General features: G+C 38.8%; 14 protein-coding genes. 1 reads left to right on the top strand and 13 read right to left on the bottom strand.

Features of this window, described 5'->3' with window-relative positions; genetic code table 11:
- Positions 1 to 47: 47 nt before the first annotated feature.
- The 13 genes from ESP02_RS00665 to ESP02_RS00605 all read right to left on the bottom strand — a co-directional run bounded on the left by ESP02_RS00665 (position 48) and on the right by ESP02_RS00605 (position 14635).
- Positions 48 to 764 (bottom strand): pseudouridine synthase, encoded by a 717-nt coding sequence (locus tag ESP02_RS00665; protein WP_002372247.1) that lies wholly within the window; start codon positions 762 to 764, stop codon positions 48 to 50.
- Positions 765 to 1340, bottom strand: a complete 576-nt coding sequence (gene scpB, locus ESP02_RS00660) for an SMC-Scp complex subunit ScpB (RefSeq protein ID WP_002309607.1) — start codon at positions 1338 to 1340, stop codon at positions 765 to 767. It lies immediately after the preceding gene.
- Positions 1324 to 2094: a segregation/condensation protein A gene (locus ESP02_RS00655; RefSeq protein ID WP_002372246.1), complete on the bottom strand. Its 771-nt coding sequence runs from the start codon at positions 2092 to 2094 to the stop codon at positions 1324 to 1326. Before ESP02_RS00655 ends, scpB begins: the two co-directional genes overlap by 17 nt.
- Entirely contained in the window at positions 2091 to 2462 is a 372-nt protein-coding gene (locus tag ESP02_RS00650; protein ID WP_002290158.1) for a GNAT family N-acetyltransferase, read from the bottom strand. The genes ESP02_RS00655 and ESP02_RS00650 overlap by 4 nt, the downstream gene beginning before the upstream one ends.
- An 18-nt stretch (positions 2463 to 2480) precedes the next feature.
- Positions 2481 to 3368 carry a site-specific tyrosine recombinase XerD gene (xerD, locus tag ESP02_RS00645; RefSeq protein WP_010732791.1) on the bottom strand — a complete coding sequence of 296 codons (888 nt, stop codon included), beginning with the start codon at positions 3366 to 3368 and terminating at the stop codon, positions 2481 to 2483.
- 95 nt (positions 3369 to 3463) lie between these two features.
- A complete protein-coding gene (locus ESP02_RS00640; RefSeq protein ID WP_002290152.1) occupies positions 3464 to 3937 on the bottom strand; it encodes a Fur family transcriptional regulator in 474 nt (157 codons plus the stop codon).
- A 104-nt stretch (positions 3938 to 4041) separates the two neighbouring features.
- Positions 4042 to 4905 (bottom strand): virulence factor B family protein, encoded by an 864-nt coding sequence (locus ESP02_RS00635; RefSeq protein WP_002372244.1) that lies wholly within the window; start codon positions 4903 to 4905, stop codon positions 4042 to 4044.
- Positions 4906 to 5100: 195 nt separating this feature from the next.
- Positions 5101 to 7206, bottom strand: coding sequence for a cell division site-positioning protein MapZ family protein (locus ESP02_RS00630; protein WP_002372243.1), 2106 nt, complete (start codon positions 7204 to 7206; stop codon positions 5101 to 5103).
- 219 nt (positions 7207 to 7425) lie between these two features.
- Entirely contained in the window at positions 7426 to 8535 is a 1110-nt protein-coding gene (gene rpoD, locus ESP02_RS00625) for an RNA polymerase sigma factor RpoD (protein ID WP_002290142.1), read from the bottom strand.
- Between the two features lie 23 nt (positions 8536 to 8558).
- The gene (dnaG, locus tag ESP02_RS00620; RefSeq protein ID WP_025478226.1) at positions 8559 to 10400 is read right to left on the bottom strand and encodes a DNA primase; all 1842 of its coding nucleotides are present in this window, start codon (positions 10398 to 10400) and stop codon (positions 8559 to 8561) included.
- A 181-nt stretch (positions 10401 to 10581) separates the two neighbouring features.
- Positions 10582 to 12897 carry a cation-translocating P-type ATPase gene (locus ESP02_RS00615; protein ID WP_025478225.1) on the bottom strand — a complete coding sequence of 772 codons (2316 nt, stop codon included), beginning with the start codon at positions 12895 to 12897 and terminating at the stop codon, positions 10582 to 10584.
- 187 nt (positions 12898 to 13084) lie between these two features.
- Positions 13085 to 13945 carry a DUF368 domain-containing protein gene (locus ESP02_RS00610; protein ID WP_002309619.1) on the bottom strand — a complete coding sequence of 287 codons (861 nt, stop codon included), beginning with the start codon at positions 13943 to 13945 and terminating at the stop codon, positions 13085 to 13087.
- Positions 13946 to 14002: 57 nt separating this feature from the next.
- Positions 14003 to 14635 (bottom strand): lysozyme family protein, encoded by a 633-nt coding sequence (locus tag ESP02_RS00605; RefSeq protein ID WP_025478224.1) that lies wholly within the window; start codon positions 14633 to 14635, stop codon positions 14003 to 14005.
- A 165-nt stretch (positions 14636 to 14800) separates the two neighbouring features.
- On the opposite strand from ESP02_RS00605, the gene ESP02_RS00600 reads away from it, so the two are divergent.
- Positions 14801 to 15562 carry an alpha/beta fold hydrolase gene (locus ESP02_RS00600; protein WP_002372238.1) on the top strand — a complete coding sequence of 254 codons (762 nt, stop codon included), beginning with the start codon at positions 14801 to 14803 and terminating at the stop codon, positions 15560 to 15562.
- The last annotated feature ends 7 nt before the right edge of the window (positions 15563 to 15569 follow it).

Below are 15569 nucleotides of genomic sequence, written 5' to 3'. Positions count from 1 at the left end.
TATCTCTTCAAAAAACGCAACATTTAACACTTATAAAAAGTAAGTGTTTATTTTGAATGATTCAATAAGTTGCTGACTTCTTTTTTGTTCAATTCACGATAATCCCCAGGGCGTAGACCTTGTAATGTCAAATCACCGTATTTTTCACGTTTTAACTTTTGCACAGGGAGCCCAACTGCTTGAAGCATATTTTTCACTTGATGATTCCGTCCTTCGTGGATCGTCAATTCCACGATACTGTGATTTGTCTTAGGATCCACTGATAAAATTTGGAATTTAGCTGGAGACGTTTTTCGTCCTTCGATCTTTATTCCTTTTGCCAAAGGTGCAAGCATCGATTTTGTCGCAATCCCTTTTACTTTTGCGACATAAACTTTATCCACTTCATGTTTTGGATGTGTCAGGCGCTGGGCAAAATCTCCATCATTTGTCAGCAGTAAGATGCCCGAAGTATCGTAGTCCAGTCGACCTACGGGGTAAATTCGTTCTTTTACCATCGGCAGAAGGTCCGTAACGACTTTTCTTCCTTTGTCATCTGCTACAGCAGAAATGACTCCTTTAGGTTTGTACAATAAATAATAACCGTATTCTTCTTGATAAATTGGCACTTCATCCACTTCCACAGTGTCATGTTTTCCAACTTTTATCCCTAATTCTCTTACAACTTGTCCGTTTACTTTTACACGTCCTGCAAGGATAAATTCTTCTGCTTTTCGACGAGAAGTGATGCCAGCGTGGGCAATTACTTTTTGTAATCTCTCCATTTACAATTGTTCTCCTTTATTCATTCCATCAAAGAATAGATCTGGTGACACATCTTCTTCAAGTGAAATTTCCATTTCTTGTGTATCAGGCAGTTCCTCTAATGATTTCAGCCCAAAATAATCCAAGAAGTAACCAGTTGTTCCATATAATATCGGTCGACCTGGTCCTTCTACTCTGCCTTTTTCTTCAATCAGTTTATGAGCAGCCAGACGCTGTACCGCTCCTGAAACCTGAACGCCTCGAATCTGCTCGATTTCAGCTCGTGTGATCGGTTGTTTATAGGCAATGATTGCTAAAGTCTCGACAGCGGCTTGAGATAACGTGTTCGATGTTCCTTGCGCATATCGCTTGAGCAATGGCGCTAGCTCTTTTTTAGTCGTTAATACATAATGGCTTTCCGTTTCAAAAATATGCAAAGCTGAGTGCGGATTTTGAGCGTAAGAGTCTCTTAATTCTTTCACTAAATTTGCGACTTCTGCTTCACTGAGATTCAACAGTCCGCTTAATTCTTCATTACTGATTCCTTCCTCGCCAACAATAAAAAGAAGGGCTTCAAGTTCACTTAATTTCGTCATGTTCGGTATCTCCTACTGCTGGATAAAGCATAATTGATTCATAATTTTCTTTTTGTTGCGCAATAATCTGTCCTTTTTTCATCAACTCTAGCAAAGCCATAAAAGTAGTGACAACTTCACTTTTGGAAGGCGACTCAAAAAAAGAGTCGAAGGTACAGCCATGCGTATTTCTTTTTATACGCTCTTCGATAAAGATCATTCGTTCTTCGATCGTTGTATCATCGGGCGTGATCGTTTTTTCCATTTTTTGAGAAAATTTCTTACGTTCTAAAATTTTCTGCATAGCACGGATCAGATCGATTTTTTTGACTTGTCCTCGCTTCAACGGTTTTTCAACATCCGCCAATCCATCGATGTTCATAGGGTCTTTTGTGTAATAAAGACTTCGTTCCTCTGCTTTTTCTGTTAATTTTTCAGCCGCATACTTATACTTACGGTATTCTAAAAGCTGAGTGACCAATTCTTCTCGAGGATCTTCTTCCCATAGTTCTTCATCATCTGTAACAAACTCTTGGATAGGGAGCAACGTCTTACTTTTGATTGCCATCAATGTAGCAGCCATCACTAGGTATTCTCCTGCAACAGCTAGCTCCAGTGTTTTCATTGTATGGATATAATTCATATATTGCTCTGTGATCGTAGCGATTGGTATATCATATATATCGATTTCCATTTGCTGAATCAGATGAAGCAGCAGATCGAGAGGTCCCTCGAATACATCTAATTTAATATTGATCTCCGTCAACTCATTCACTCTTTCTTCTTTTTCTTTGCTAGCCACTTTCCAATATAAGGCTCTGTGATTTCAGTTGCACGGATGGAGACATCCGGATACTTTTCTTGTAATTCATCTAACATTTGAAAGCCCATATTCTCACCGCGATAAGATGGATTCAAAGAAATGTCATGGATGATCAGCTGATCGTTCGTTGCCCAATAAACACCAATGATCCCTTGAATGTTGGTCGAACCTTCCGGCGTAAAGAAAAAAAGTTCATAATCATCTTCAGATTCGTACGTATCTATCTCCTTCAACAAAGAAGACTTACCTGTCAGCTTCTTATGGAAACTCAACAGTCCCATAGCAATTTTACGGTTTTCTTTTCGGTAATGTGTTAACATCTTCTCACCTTCCTATGACTAAGCCCTTGGAAAATGCTGCTTATAAACATCTGTCATCCTTTTTTTCGTGATATGTGTATAAATCTGTGTCGTAGAGATATCCGCGTGGCCTAACAATTCCTGTACTGTCCGCAAATCTGCTCCGTTTTCTAGCAAGTGGGTGGCGAAGCTGTGCCGCAGCGTATGCGGCGTTACTTCTTTGTAAATCCCAGCCTCTCTTACTAGCTGTTTCAGATTTTTCCAGATTCCTTGCCGGGAAAGACCTTTTCCATGATTATTGACAAATACATGCATTTCAGATGCGTCCTTTACAAGTAACGGACGTGCTTCGTCTAAGTAGCGTTCCAGCCATTGGATCGCATAATCACCTAAAGGAATAATCCGCTCTTTATCTCCTTTACCGACTGTCTGTACCAGCCCAAGAGAAAGATGAAGATCTCCCAATTTCAATCCAATTAATTCACTGACCCGCATCCCAGTAGCATACATGACTTCTAAGATTGCACGATCTCTTATTCCTAACGTTTTTGTCGTATCAGGTGCTTCAATCAGCTTTTCTACTTCTGCCAGCGTCAATGTACTTGGTAATTTCTGCGCTTTCTTTGGCGTATCGATATGCTGCATTGGATCATGATCCGTGATACGCTCTTGTCGTAAAAACTGATGGAATCTTCTGAGGCTTGAGATCATCCGCGTAACGGTTGCTGTCGCTTTTTTTTCTTCATGCAGTTTTTCCAGAAAACGGATGACTAAAAAGCGATCGACATCTTGCCATGAAGCAACTTTCTGCTCTTCTAGAAAATGCAAGTATTGTTCCAAATCACGTTCATAGCTTTGACGTGTATTGGCGGATAATCCCCGTTCAATATTCAAGTAGTGGAGATAATCGTTGATTTGCTCTTTCATAATAATCCCCCTCATGCCTCTCTATCATATCAGATACCGCTTCATTCTGATAGTCTTTTTCCATAATCTGAGCAAAGAAAAAGCCGTCTAGACACTCAGACGGACTGGTTTCTTTTTTCTTTTTCATAACATTCCTGACAGATTCCATGGAACGTCAGCCGATGATCTTTTACTAAAAAATGATAACGTTCTTCTACTACTTGCTCCACTTCAAGTAAAAGATCCTCTTCTACTTCCTCGATCGTGCCGCAGTTCAAGCATAGTAAATGATGATGGAAATGTTTGGCGCCTTCTTTTCTCAAATCATAACGGGCTAATCCATCATTAAAACTTACTTTATCGACAATTTTTAATTCTGTCAAGATTTCAAGGGTTCGATAAACAGTAGCAAGTCCAATTTCTGGACTCTTTTTTTTCACTAAAAAGAAGATCTCTTCTGCAGACAAATGCTCTTTCTCATTCTCCAAAAGCACAAGCAGGGTAGCTTCTCTTTGCGGTGTCAGCTTGAACCCCGATTCATGTAGCTGCTGTTTTGTTTTTTTCATCGCCGAAATAGCATTCATGACCATTTACTCAACCCCAACAATTTATAATAATTACAATTTAGAAAAACAATAACACTGTGTTAATTAAAATTATTATAAGCTAGTTAAGAAAAACATGCAAGGGATTCTCAATTAGATTTTTTGACTAATTTTGTCACACCGTTTTCTTGTTTAATCAGTCCTTGTTTCAAAAGATTGCCTAATGCTCGCTTAAAAGCACCTTTGCTGATGCCGAAAGCTTTCATGATGTCTTCTGGATCTGATTTATCTGTAAAGTTGATTTGCTGATCTGCAGAACGTTCTAAAATGGTTAAAATCATTTGTGCATCATCTGATATTGCTTCATACGCTCTTGGTTTCAATGAAAGATTCAGTACACCATCTGGTCGGACACCGATCACACGCCCTTTTACTTGCTCGCCTAGTCGAGGTTCGTTATATCGTTCAGAAGGATGGATAAACCCAAGACAGAAATCTTCAGTCAAAACATACGTACCTGTTAATTTCAAACGGTAGGCTGTTCCTATCACATCTTTGTTTTTCATTTCTTCTGTTCCATACTTGCTTAAAGATTTGAATATTTTTTCGTCTGCTAAACTACCCCAAACACGGTCCTTTGCATCAACTCTAAGGGAAATCATCAAACGATCTCCCTTTTTAGGCCACAGCTCTGTCATGGTCGGTAATTCATCAAGAGATACGACAAAGTCTTTATCTGGAAGACCGATGTCGACAAATGCGCCTAAATCTTTTCGTGTTGCAGTAACGATCCCAAATGCATAGTGACCGATGCGACTTTTTGGAATTTGTGTAGTGATCCGGTTTTCATGTTTTTGATTTTGGTAGCCGAATCCTTCCACTGCCTCACCGATTTTGTGCTCGCCTTCTGATTTGCTTAAGCCAAAGGTTTGCCCATTTTTTTGGACAAAGTAATTTTTTTCATTTTCATCAATAATAATACCTGTAAATATAGTTGCTAATAAATCGTTCATTTTTTTCTCCCTCTATAGTGAAAGGTTTTCTTAATACATTTCTTTGCTATCATAACATAATGTTATCTACTTGAATAGCTGAGCCTTGGTTTGGAAAGGTGAAAAAAGGAGTACGACAACAGTTGTGTCATACTCCTCTTTTTCGAATAAACGGTGTTAAACGGCAAGCTCACAACCTCTTTCGTTTAGCTAAAACTAATTGCTCCCATTTCCTCCGAACCACCCAGTTTTACAGTTGATCGTTACGATATAAAATGGCAAAGCACTTTCTCCAATGCCTTTCATCAATGCAGATTTTGTTGAAGTGGCATATAGATTGTAATAGCCTTCCCCATTTTCGATTCTGGCTTTTTCTAATCTGTATCCTCCTTCAACGATATATCCACGTTGGATACATGTAGCAATCACTTTGCTTTGGACGCCTGGTGCCCACGTCCATGCTGGATTAGATGCATCGGCAATATCACTTGCTCTGGCAGATTTGATTGGCTGATTCGCTGAGTTTGAAGAGGAAGGAGTCGAGGATGCCGCTTCTTGCTGTGCTGCTTGTGCGACCGCAGCTTGTTGAGCGGCTTGAGCTGCAGCTGCTGCTTGAGCGGCTTGTTTTGCTTGTTCTTCAGCTGCTTTTTTTGCTTCTTCAGCTTTTTTCTTTTCCTCTTCTGCTTTTTTCTCTTTATCAGTGAGCATCTTATCTACTTGTTTCAATTGTTCATTCAACTGAGCAGATAGATCTGTATTTTTCACCTTTTCTACTGCTTCTTTTGCCGTCTTGTATTGGTCGCGTGTCGCTGAACCCACTACTTTTCCGCCTTTAAAGACTATAGCTGTTTTTTCTTTAGCTGTTTGCAATTCAGCATATTGATTTTTAGCTTCTGTTTGTGCTTGTTGAATCAATTTTCCAAAATCTGTGTTATCCGTTTCGATTGTTTGTATCTCTTTATCTGCTTTCAACTTGATGTCATCAGCTAGATGATCATCGACGATCACAGGTGCTACGAACCATTCATTCACTTTCTGGATATCTTGGATCTTAGATTGGATATCTTGATAAGTTGTTTCTAACTCTGAATATCCTTTTTCATTCTTAAGACTCGATAAATCATTTTTTAATTTCGATAAATCTTGATGAATCATATCTGCACGAATAAATTGATGGTGATCATCTGTATAAAAGGCAGCAAGTTTCCCATGAAGTTCTTCCATTTGTTGCTGTCTTTTTGCTTCTGCTGCTACTTCGGCTTCTACTTTTTGATGATGGTCATAATAAGCCCAGCCTCCCCCACCTAGTAGAAGAACTGCTGCTAAAGCGAGATACGGCACTTTTTTTGATTTTTTCTTTTGTGTCTTATCTAAATCTTTTTTTTCTGGGTTTGATTCTTGAGGCGTTTTTTCAGTATTTGGCACGATTGTTATTGGTTCTGTTTCTGCTTCAATCAGCTCAGGCTGGTTCTCTTCTTTTTCTATTTTAGCTTCAAGAGCAGTGCTATCTTCACTTGCAGATTGAGTTTCAGCATCGGCTTCATTATTTATTCCATCCGACTCTGTTGCCTTCTTGTCTGCTTTTTCGAGCATTTCTTTTTTATCCGCTTCCGGCAACCCATTCGATTTCTCGTCTTCTGATTGTTTTTCAGATAATGTTTCAGTTTTTTCCGGGATATCCGTTTTTAGATCATTCGTTTTTAATGATTCTTTACCTGCAGCGTTTACTCCACTAATGTCTTTTTCAGTGTCTTTTTCAGCTTCATGTTCTGGTTCTACTTTGTTTTCCTGTGCAATTTTTTCACTGATCATTTTGAGCAGCTCTTCCGCGTGCTCTTCCTTTGTATCTTCACGATGTGCTTTGATATAGGCGGACAGTATCGAATTTTCTTCCTCATTATCGACGATTTCTTTTAGTTCAGCTACTCTTCTTTTTTGTTTTGATTCAAGGGTTTCTTCTTGATTCTTTCCTGATTTTTCCGAAGTCTCACGAACAGTCGCTTTCTTCTGTTCCCTTTTTTCTTTATTGGCTACTTTATCGTGAGTAGATGATACATCGTCTTCTGGTTCTGTTTTTTCGAATAATTCCATCACGGATTCGAGAGGTAGATCTTTCAATTCCGACCATTCGATTGGATCGTTTAATTCTGTATCAGGAAAGACTGCGTCTTCAGTTGATTTATCCTGCATAGTTTCATCTGCATTTATTTCTTCGATTGTTTCTTTTGTTTGCTGATCTTCTGCAGTTAGTTGATGACCGCAGTCTGGACAGATATTGTTCTCATCCATTTTTTTCGATCCGCAATTTGGACATTTTTTCATCACTTAGCGATCGGCTCCTTTACTAGGTTTACGCTACCATTTAATCTATCATATTCTATACGTCACGCCAATAGCTTATTTTTAGGATTTACTTAAAAATAATGAATAAATTTTCTTCCTATAGAAAAAAAAGCTTGAGACCGCGTAGTCCCAAGCTTTTTTTCTTTTAAAATAAACCAAACCATTTTACTGATTTCTCTTCTGGTCAATAGTTCATGCTTATTCTAAGAAGTCTTTTAATTGTTTTGAACGAGAAGGATGACGTAATTTTCTCAACGCTTTAGCCTCGATCTGACGAATACGTTCCCGAGTAACACCAAATACTTTTCCTACTTCTTCCAGTGTTCTCGTACGTCCATCGTCTAGACCAAAACGTAAGCGAAGGACATTCTCTTCCCGATCAGTCAATGTATCTAGTACATCTTCCAATTGTTCTTTTAGTAGTTCATATGCTGCGTGTTCTGCTGGACTTGTTGCTTCTTGGTCTTCGATGAAATCACCTAAATGAGAATCATCTTCTTCACCGATTGGCGTTTCAAGGGAAACAGGTTCTTGCGCGATTTTCAAGATTTCGCGGACTTTTTCTGTCGGAAGGTCCATTTCTGCACCGATTTCTTCCGGCGTAGGTTCTCTTCCAAGGTCTTGCAACAATTGACGCTGGATACGAATCAATTTATTGATTGTTTCTACCATGTGAACTGGAATACGGATCGTACGTGCTTGGTCGGCGATTGCACGAGTAATTGCTTGACGAATCCACCATGTAGCATAAGTAGAAAACTTGAACCCTTTGCGATAGTCAAATTTTTCAACTGCCTTCATCAGCCCCATATTTCCTTCTTGGATCAAGTCAAGGAACTGCATGCCTCGCCCTACATAACGTTTAGCGATACTTACTACTAAACGAAGGTTTGCTTCTGCTAAACGCTGTTTTGCTTCTTGGTCGCCTTCTTCGATTTTCAATGCTAACGCTACTTCTTCTTCCGCAGTTAAAAGGGAGACACGGCCAATTTCTTTCAGATACATACGAACCGGGTCATTGATTTTTACACCGGTTGGCGCAGATAGATCTTCTGTTTTTGCCTGTTCAGCTTTTTTCTCAGCACTTTTCAAGCTGTGAATTGATGGATCACCATTTTCATCCACCACACTGATACCTGCGTCTTCAATCTTTTGGATCAATTTGTCCATTTCATCTGCATTCAAAGTGAATGGTGTAGCAAGCTGATTGGATAAATCATCATATACAACTTGTCGTTTGGGTTTGTTTTCTTTGATGAAAGCTGCTACTGCTGCTTCATACTTTTTTTTATCTGTTCCATTTGCCATAAAAGAAGGCCCCCCTTGAGTAGCTATTTGGCTTGTTTTAACTGTTTCGTTAAATTGATGATTTCGATCGTCAATTCAAGCTCAAGCTGTTTGTTCCCCATACGTCTGGCTTCTTGCTGCATTTGTTTTTTTAATGTTATTTCATCAGCTAAGCCAGATTTGCTGATCACATCTAGCAAGTCTTGGATTTCCCGTGGCGAACTTTCTTCTGCCACCGGTAAATATTCGATCTCCACCACCAACCGCCTTAAATTTTCATCTTGCAAAAAGTCTAAAAACTCTGCAAGGTTGAATTCATAATTTTGTGAGACATATGCATCGAATAAAAAATAAACTTCTGCATATGCATCATGAATAAACTGAAATTCTCGTTCTTTTAAAATATTACGGACAGAAACTTCTTTAAATGCACGATATAATAGAATCTGCTCTGCCTTTTCTACTTGCGTCAATGGTCTCTTTTTTCGTGCAGTTTCTTGTCTCGTAACCTGAGTGTGTTGACTTTCCTGAGGTTCTTGACGATTTTGCTGATTTGTTCTTCGGAGCTCACGCAATTGTTTTTGTATCGTCTCTCTGCTGACCTGAAACTCTGTGGACAGTTGCGATAAATACATATCTTGTTCAATTGGTGAAACGACTCGGCTAAGTTCAACTAATAATTCTTCAAGGTACTCGATTTTGTCTTTTTCATTCTCTAAATTTTTCCCTTGTTTCAAATAACGTGATTTAAAAGTAAAAACTGTTTCACGCCCATGAGCCACTAATTCTTGAAAAGATGCTTCCCCATACTTACGGAGATATTCATCAGGATCAAGCTTTTCTGGAACGACTACGACCGAAAGTCCTAAGCGACTATTTTGCCGAAGCAATTCAATCCCTCGATTGGTTGCTTCAAAACCTGCGTTATCTCCGTCATAACAAAAAACCAGTTCTTTCGTCAATTTTTCCATTTGCTGGATCTGTTGAGCTGTCAGACTTGTTCCCATGGAAGCTAATCCAGTTTTGATACCAGCCTGCCATGCAGCAATCACATCCATAAAACCTTCGAACAACAAGATTTCTCCATTTTTTCGGATATCGCTTCTTGCTTTATCAAGATTAAATAAAACTTGTCTTTTATTGAACAATTCTGTTTCCGGACTGTTCAAATATTTGGGCTGATCTTTTTCCTGCCCTTTTTCAGGTGCAAGCCAGCGTCCTGAAAACCCGATTGTCTGGCCTTGAGGATTACGAAGGGGAAACATCACCCTTTGGTAAAAACGGTCCGACATACGGCCATCATCATGTGTGACAAACAATCCAGAACGTTCTAACAATTCATTTGAGAATGATTCATTCTTGAAGACTTTCTGAAGAAACGAGCGTTCATTAGGTGCAAAACCGATATTGAATTCTTCAATCAATTCTAAAGACAACCCACGACTTTGCAAATATTCTAGGGCTGGCTGTCCCGCTTTTGTATGCAACAGCATGTGATGATAGATTTCCGCTGCTTTTTCATGAGCAGCAATCAATTTTCCTGTAGCAGATTCAGGATTTTGTACAGTTACCGTTCGCTGACGCCATTGATCTTCCAACGGAATCTGTTCGAAATCTGCTACTTTTATCACTGCTTCTGGAAAACTCAGTCCTTCTAGTTCTTGAAGAAAAGTAAACACGTTTCCGCCCTTACCGCAACCAAAGCAATGAAAGATCTGCTTGTCTTCTGCAACAGAGAAGGATGGTGTGCGTTCTTCATGAAAAGGACACAGCCCTAAGTAGTTTTTACCAGACTTTTTCAATTGGACATATTGTCCAATCACCTCAACGATATTCGTTTGACTGCGTACCGTTTCAATAACTTCTTGAGGAATCCGTTGAGCCATTTTTCCACCCCCTGCTTTATTGATATCTTTTCGTTTTAACAAAAGATATTTCAGGAGAATAACCGGTAAAAAATCGCACTAACTGAAATCAGTGCGATTTTAAAGGACACAATTATACATGTTTGATTGTATCATATTTCAATTCTTTTTCAAGTATAACACATTTCTATTTAATTAAGCATCAATTTGCTACTCTTTTCAGTAGCTGATTTTGAATATCGGCCTTCCAGTACAATAATCGAAGGACAATATTTATGATCATGAACATAACGAAGTATCCTATGGTTTCTCCTAAACCTAAGTTTACTTCCAAAATTCCGTGGAACAGCATCGCAGCTACATATATCCCTACGATTGTCGTTACTGCTAAGAATATTCGCAACGGGTTGAAAGGATAACAAGCTTTTACAACTGCCATGCAGCTGATTCCAATTAGCAAGTAATACATCAACGTAGTGGTTTCACTACTTCCCCACGCGAACGTTTTTCCAAGTAGATACACTGCTATGATATTCACTACTACAAGCAAGGCATTCGGCAAAGCGTTGATAAGTGCAGTAGGCAAGTAACGGTAAGTGATTTTGCGTTTATCTTGTTCAAATGATAAAAAGAAGGAAGGATACCCTTCAATCGCCAAATCAATCAGCGTGATCTGAATAGGGATAAATGGAAATCCAATAGCTGTAACGGCACAGATAATCGATAAAATAAAAGAATAAATCGTTTTGATGAAAAAGATACCTGAGACTTTCGTCACATTGTTGACTACTCGACGTCCTTCAAACAGGACTTCTGGCAATGTCGTAAAATCAGAGTCCAACAATACCAGATTAGCAATTTGACGTGTCGCTCCGTCACCTTCTGCCATGGCGATACTGCAATCTGCTTCTCTTAATGCCAAAACATCATTCACGCCGTCACCTGTCATCGCAACCGTTCTGCCGCTATCTTTCAATTCATTTACCAGTAATTTCTTTTGCTGAGGACTCACTCGACCAAAAACTGTATATTGATGTGCAGCTTCTCGCACGTCCGATTCTTCAGTAATCTGAGAAAGGTCGATATACGCATCATAATTCGGTAATCCTGCACGTCTAGCAATATTGGAGACAGTAAATGGATTATCTCCAGAGATTACTTTCAGGTCAACGCCTTCCTCATGAAGATAAGCTAGTGTTTCTGGCGCATTTTTTCGGATTGGATCATCGATTTCAAACAGAGCAACTGGCTCAACAAACGCGGGGGTTTCTTCGTTTAATTGCTGATTTGGAGCAATCCCCAACATAAGTACGCGATAGCCATTCGCTTGAGCTGTTTTTAGACTATCTGGCAGCCGATCTTCTTCCACCAAGCGTTCAGGCGCTCCTACGTATACGACTCCTAATTCTGGAAACTCCATCGCACCCCATTTGCGATCAGAAGAAAATGCGACTTTGTTTGTTACATCATAACGATTAGAAAGCTCAAAATACTCTCTCATAGCCCGCATGGTGATGTTGTTATCACTGCTTTCTGCAAGATACGTTCCCATAATTTCTGGAATAGCTTTTTCATACAGCGGATGTAATGCTTCTACACGCTGGATACTCATTTTCCCTTCAGTAATGGTTCCTGTTTTATCCAAACATAATGTATCGACGTGAGCAAGTGTTTCAATGGAATACATGTCTTGAACAAGAATCCGTTTTTTTGCCAGTTTTGTTACACCTGTCGTTAACGCAATACTTATCAGCAATACTAATCCCTTTGGAAGCATCCCTAACAAAGCTGCTGCAGAGGCAATAACTGAAATCTTGATAGAAGCATCGCGAATGAACAGTGCCTCCAAAAATAGTATGATCCCTAAAGGAATAATCACGAAACTAGTGAACTTGGATACTTTACGAATCGAATCTACAAGTTCAGAATGAATAGCTTTGTGGGTTTTTGCCTCGCTAGTCAAGCGGACAGCATAATTATCTGCCCCTACTCGGATGACTTCAGCCATGACAGAACCACTTGTCAAAAAGCTCCCAGAAAGCAATTCAGCTCCAGCTTCTTTGACAATCAAGTCAGATTCACCTGTCAAAAGAGCTTCATTTGCTTCTGCCCGTCCTGATATGACCTGCAAATCGGCTGGTATCTGTTCTCCTGCTCCGATTTTTACCAAATCTCCTAATACCAGCTCTTTAGTAGAAATCGATTGTTCTTTACCGTCCCGAATCACTAGTACTTCTGATTGGGAAACAATCGATAATTTCCGTACAAGATTTCTTGCATGTATTTCTTGATAAATTCCAATAACGATATTTACGATAATAATTGCTAAATACGCCATGTTGGAATAAGCACCTACAAATAACAGGCAAATCCCGATACCGAAGTTCAGAAAATTGAATAACGTCAATATATTATCGCTGAATATTTGCTTTGTACTTTTTGATGCATCTTCCTGGTAGTCATTTTGCTGGCCAGAAGCCATTTTCTGAACTACTTCTTGCTGTGTAAGTCCATTCATTTTCTTTTTCTCCATTTTCCGCCAACTTTCAAAAATAATCACGTGTTTAAGTCTAGCGTGTTCCAAGATTAAAAACAACTTGTTTTTATAAAATTTATAGAAAAACACACGAATGATTCTTACGAAAAAGATGCTGACCTTTTTTGTATGAATCACCCGTGTGTTGTTTTTTATTATCGAACTATCTTTACTTATATTGTTCTTCCAAACGGCTCATCCACCATCCTAGTGCTGTACCAGCTACAAAAAGAACAGGACAAGCTAGCACTCCAGCGACTCCCAATCCCGCGTAATCAGTAGGGATGATCATAATCGTTGAAGCAAAAACGACGCCTAAAATAAAATGGAATAGCTTACTGTATGCTTTTGAGAAAATATAATCCATGATTTTTGACAAGCCAAGGACACAAAGAACCCCACCAATTCCGATCGGCAAGATGACTTCAAACCGAACTTCTTTAAATCCGTCAGCCATCGCTTTGTACAATCCCATATATACCAAAAAATTAGATGGACTCAATCCTGGGACAATCATACCTAAACCAATTAATCCGCCGGCGATCAGCCAAGTCCCAAAATTCTGATCGACTTGTCCATCAAATAATCGAGCACCGTATAATAAAAACAAATAAGCCAGAACAAAAGTAACAACCATGATGATCACATCAGAAGTATCTCGTCCTTTTTTTCCTGCTTCTTTCCATAATGCAGGAACAGTTCCGACGATACACCCAACAAAAAACCACAATATTGTTGTTTCATACGCCCCTAATAAAAAACTGACTAAAAAAGAAAGTAAAAAGATGCCTGTCACTCCGCCTAGACCAACAGGCAGGAAAAACAAAACGTTTTCTTTGAAATTTTTTGTGATATGGGCTAGAAAAGAAATCAGTCGCTCATACATGCCAAAAACAGCTGCTAAGGCACCACCGCTGACCCCCGGCAAGATAAATCCTGAACCGATAAACATTCCCTTCACAAACCGCAACATCCAATCTTTGGTTGTGTACCCCACTTTTTGATTTTCCATTTTTTGCCTTTTTTCCACTATTTGCGCACTCCTTCTTTCAACTCATTTTATTATGTTTGGATATTTCCTACTAATTTATTTAAAGACTTTTTCGTAAGTCTCTATTATTTTTTCATTCATTTTGACAATATCAGGATAAAACATGTTACCTCCATTATGATAGAGATAGCCGCCGTTGTAAAGCAAGGACTGGATCCGCCAATATCGGTACTGTTTTCCTTCTTCATTTCCTAAAAGTGGGCTTAACACATCTTTAGAATACGCTTCTGCTAGTTCTACTGTGTTTTCTCCGCCATGATTTTTTACATAGGCAATATAATCTTTCCCAAAATTATACGCTTGGACAGCGGTCCACAGATCACATCCTTGTTTTTTTGCTTCCATTATCATCTCCGCCAAATATTTTACCCCTTGATCAATACTGTCAGCTGGATTATCAATGACATCGGCTTCTCCATGCAAACTCTCTGAACTCTGCATGAGATCTGTCCCTTTTCCTTTTGATTCGGTCAAGATTATTGCCTTGATCAATTTTTCGTATGCTTCCATATGATAATTTTTTGCAGCTGTCGTTATTTCTATTTGATAGCTTTCCACCCGTTTTACCGAGCGATAAGTTCTTCCTCCTAAAAACAACACCGCACCAATGACCGTTAGAAGGATCATGTAAAAAAGAATACGGATAATAGATAATCGTTTTCGCTTCATTTCATCACCTAGTTATTTTGACATCTTTTTTATCTTACTATTTCTTTATCTTCTTGGCTATTTCTTCCTTAAATTCTGTGTACACCTTAAGAAAAAATGAATTTTCCTGTGTTTTTTATCATCTTACGAAAATGATCGTTGTTTTTCAGTAAAAACGATTGCCCAATGACTGTTATAATCGTTATACTTTACACAGTAGGTGATTATGTGAAAAAAGAAAAGAAATATGCAAAAATGTCAGATGGGAGCGAAATTTATTATGAAAAGAGTGGTCAAGGCTTCCCACTCTTTTTACTGCATGGCAATGATGGCAGCGGCCGCTTTTTTTCAGAACAGGTTCCTGTACTTGAACGCTACTATACTGTTTATCTAGTAGACAGCCGAGGACATGGCCGTTCAACAAATGAAGCATCTATATTGAATTTTCATTTGATGGCTGAGGATCTGAATACGATTATGTTGCTAGAAAAAATCAATCAGGCAGATTTTCTTGGGTTTAGTGATGGCGCAAATCTGGCATTGGTATTTGCCAGCAGCTTTCCTCAAAAAGTTCATCGACTGATTTTAAATTCTGGAAACACGCTAGTTAAAGGCGTTCGTTTTTCTGCCAGAGTCATCAGCAATTTTCATTATGCATGGGTATGGTTGTTCTCTTTATTTCGCCCAAGCCTTCGTAAAAATCTGCTAGTTATCAAACTATTGCTACATGATATCGGCCTTACAGAAAATGATTTAAAAAAAATCAACTCCCCAACTTTGATTATTGTAGGAAAAAAAGATGTAATCAAACTGAAACATTCTCTGTATATAGCTAAAACTATACCAAAAGCTTCTTTTGTACTTGTAAAAGAACAAGGACATGAATTAGCTAGAAAAGATCCTGAACGCTTCAACCGAGAAGTTCTTCAATTTCTTTCTGAAACATAATTATTAG

Source organism: Enterococcus sp. NBRC 3427 (genome assembly GCF_007996925.1).
In the GTDB taxonomy this organism is placed as follows: domain Bacteria; phylum Bacillota; class Bacilli; order Lactobacillales; family Enterococcaceae; genus Enterococcus_B; species Enterococcus_B lactis.
This window is presented reverse-complemented; position numbering and strand designations above follow the sequence as displayed.

What these genes read in the sequence shown, in the direction of transcription:
- ESP02_RS00665 (WP_002372247.1), bottom strand. Translation starts at nt 764, where the DNA reads ATGGAGAGATTACAAAAAGTAATTGCCCACGCTGGCATCACTTCTCGT.
- scpB (WP_002309607.1), bottom strand. Translation starts at nt 1,340, where the DNA reads ATGACGAAATTAAGTGAACTTGAAGCCCTTCTTTTTATTGTTGGCGAG.
- ESP02_RS00650 (WP_002290158.1), bottom strand. Translation starts at nt 2,462, where the DNA reads ATGTTAACACATTACCGAAAAGAAAACCGTAAAATTGCTATGGGACTG.
- xerD (WP_010732791.1), bottom strand. Translation starts at nt 3,368, where the DNA reads ATGAAAGAGCAAATCAACGATTATCTCCACTACTTGAATATTGAACGG.
- ESP02_RS00640 (WP_002290152.1), bottom strand. Translation starts at nt 3,937, where the DNA reads ATGGTCATGAATGCTATTTCGGCGATGAAAAAAACAAAACAGCAGCTA.
- ESP02_RS00635 (WP_002372244.1), bottom strand. Translation starts at nt 4,905, where the DNA reads ATGAACGATTTATTAGCAACTATATTTACAGGTATTATTATTGATGAA.
- ESP02_RS00630 (WP_002372243.1), bottom strand. Translation starts at nt 7,206, where the DNA reads ATGAAAAAATGTCCAAATTGCGGATCGAAAAAAATGGATGAGAACAAT.
- rpoD (WP_002290142.1), bottom strand. Translation starts at nt 8,535, where the DNA reads ATGGCAAATGGAACAGATAAAAAAAAGTATGAAGCAGCAGTAGCAGCT.
- dnaG (WP_025478226.1), bottom strand. Translation starts at nt 10,400, where the DNA reads ATGGCTCAACGGATTCCTCAAGAAGTTATTGAAACGGTACGCAGTCAA.
- ESP02_RS00615 (WP_025478225.1), bottom strand. Translation starts at nt 12,897, where the DNA reads ATGAATGGACTTACACAGCAAGAAGTAGTTCAGAAAATGGCTTCTGGC.
- ESP02_RS00605 (WP_025478224.1), bottom strand. Translation starts at nt 14,635, where the DNA reads ATGAAGCGAAAACGATTATCTATTATCCGTATTCTTTTTTACATGATC.
- ESP02_RS00600 (WP_002372238.1), top strand. Translation starts at nt 14,801, where the DNA reads ATGACTGTTATAATCGTTATACTTTACACAGTAGGTGATTATGTGAAA.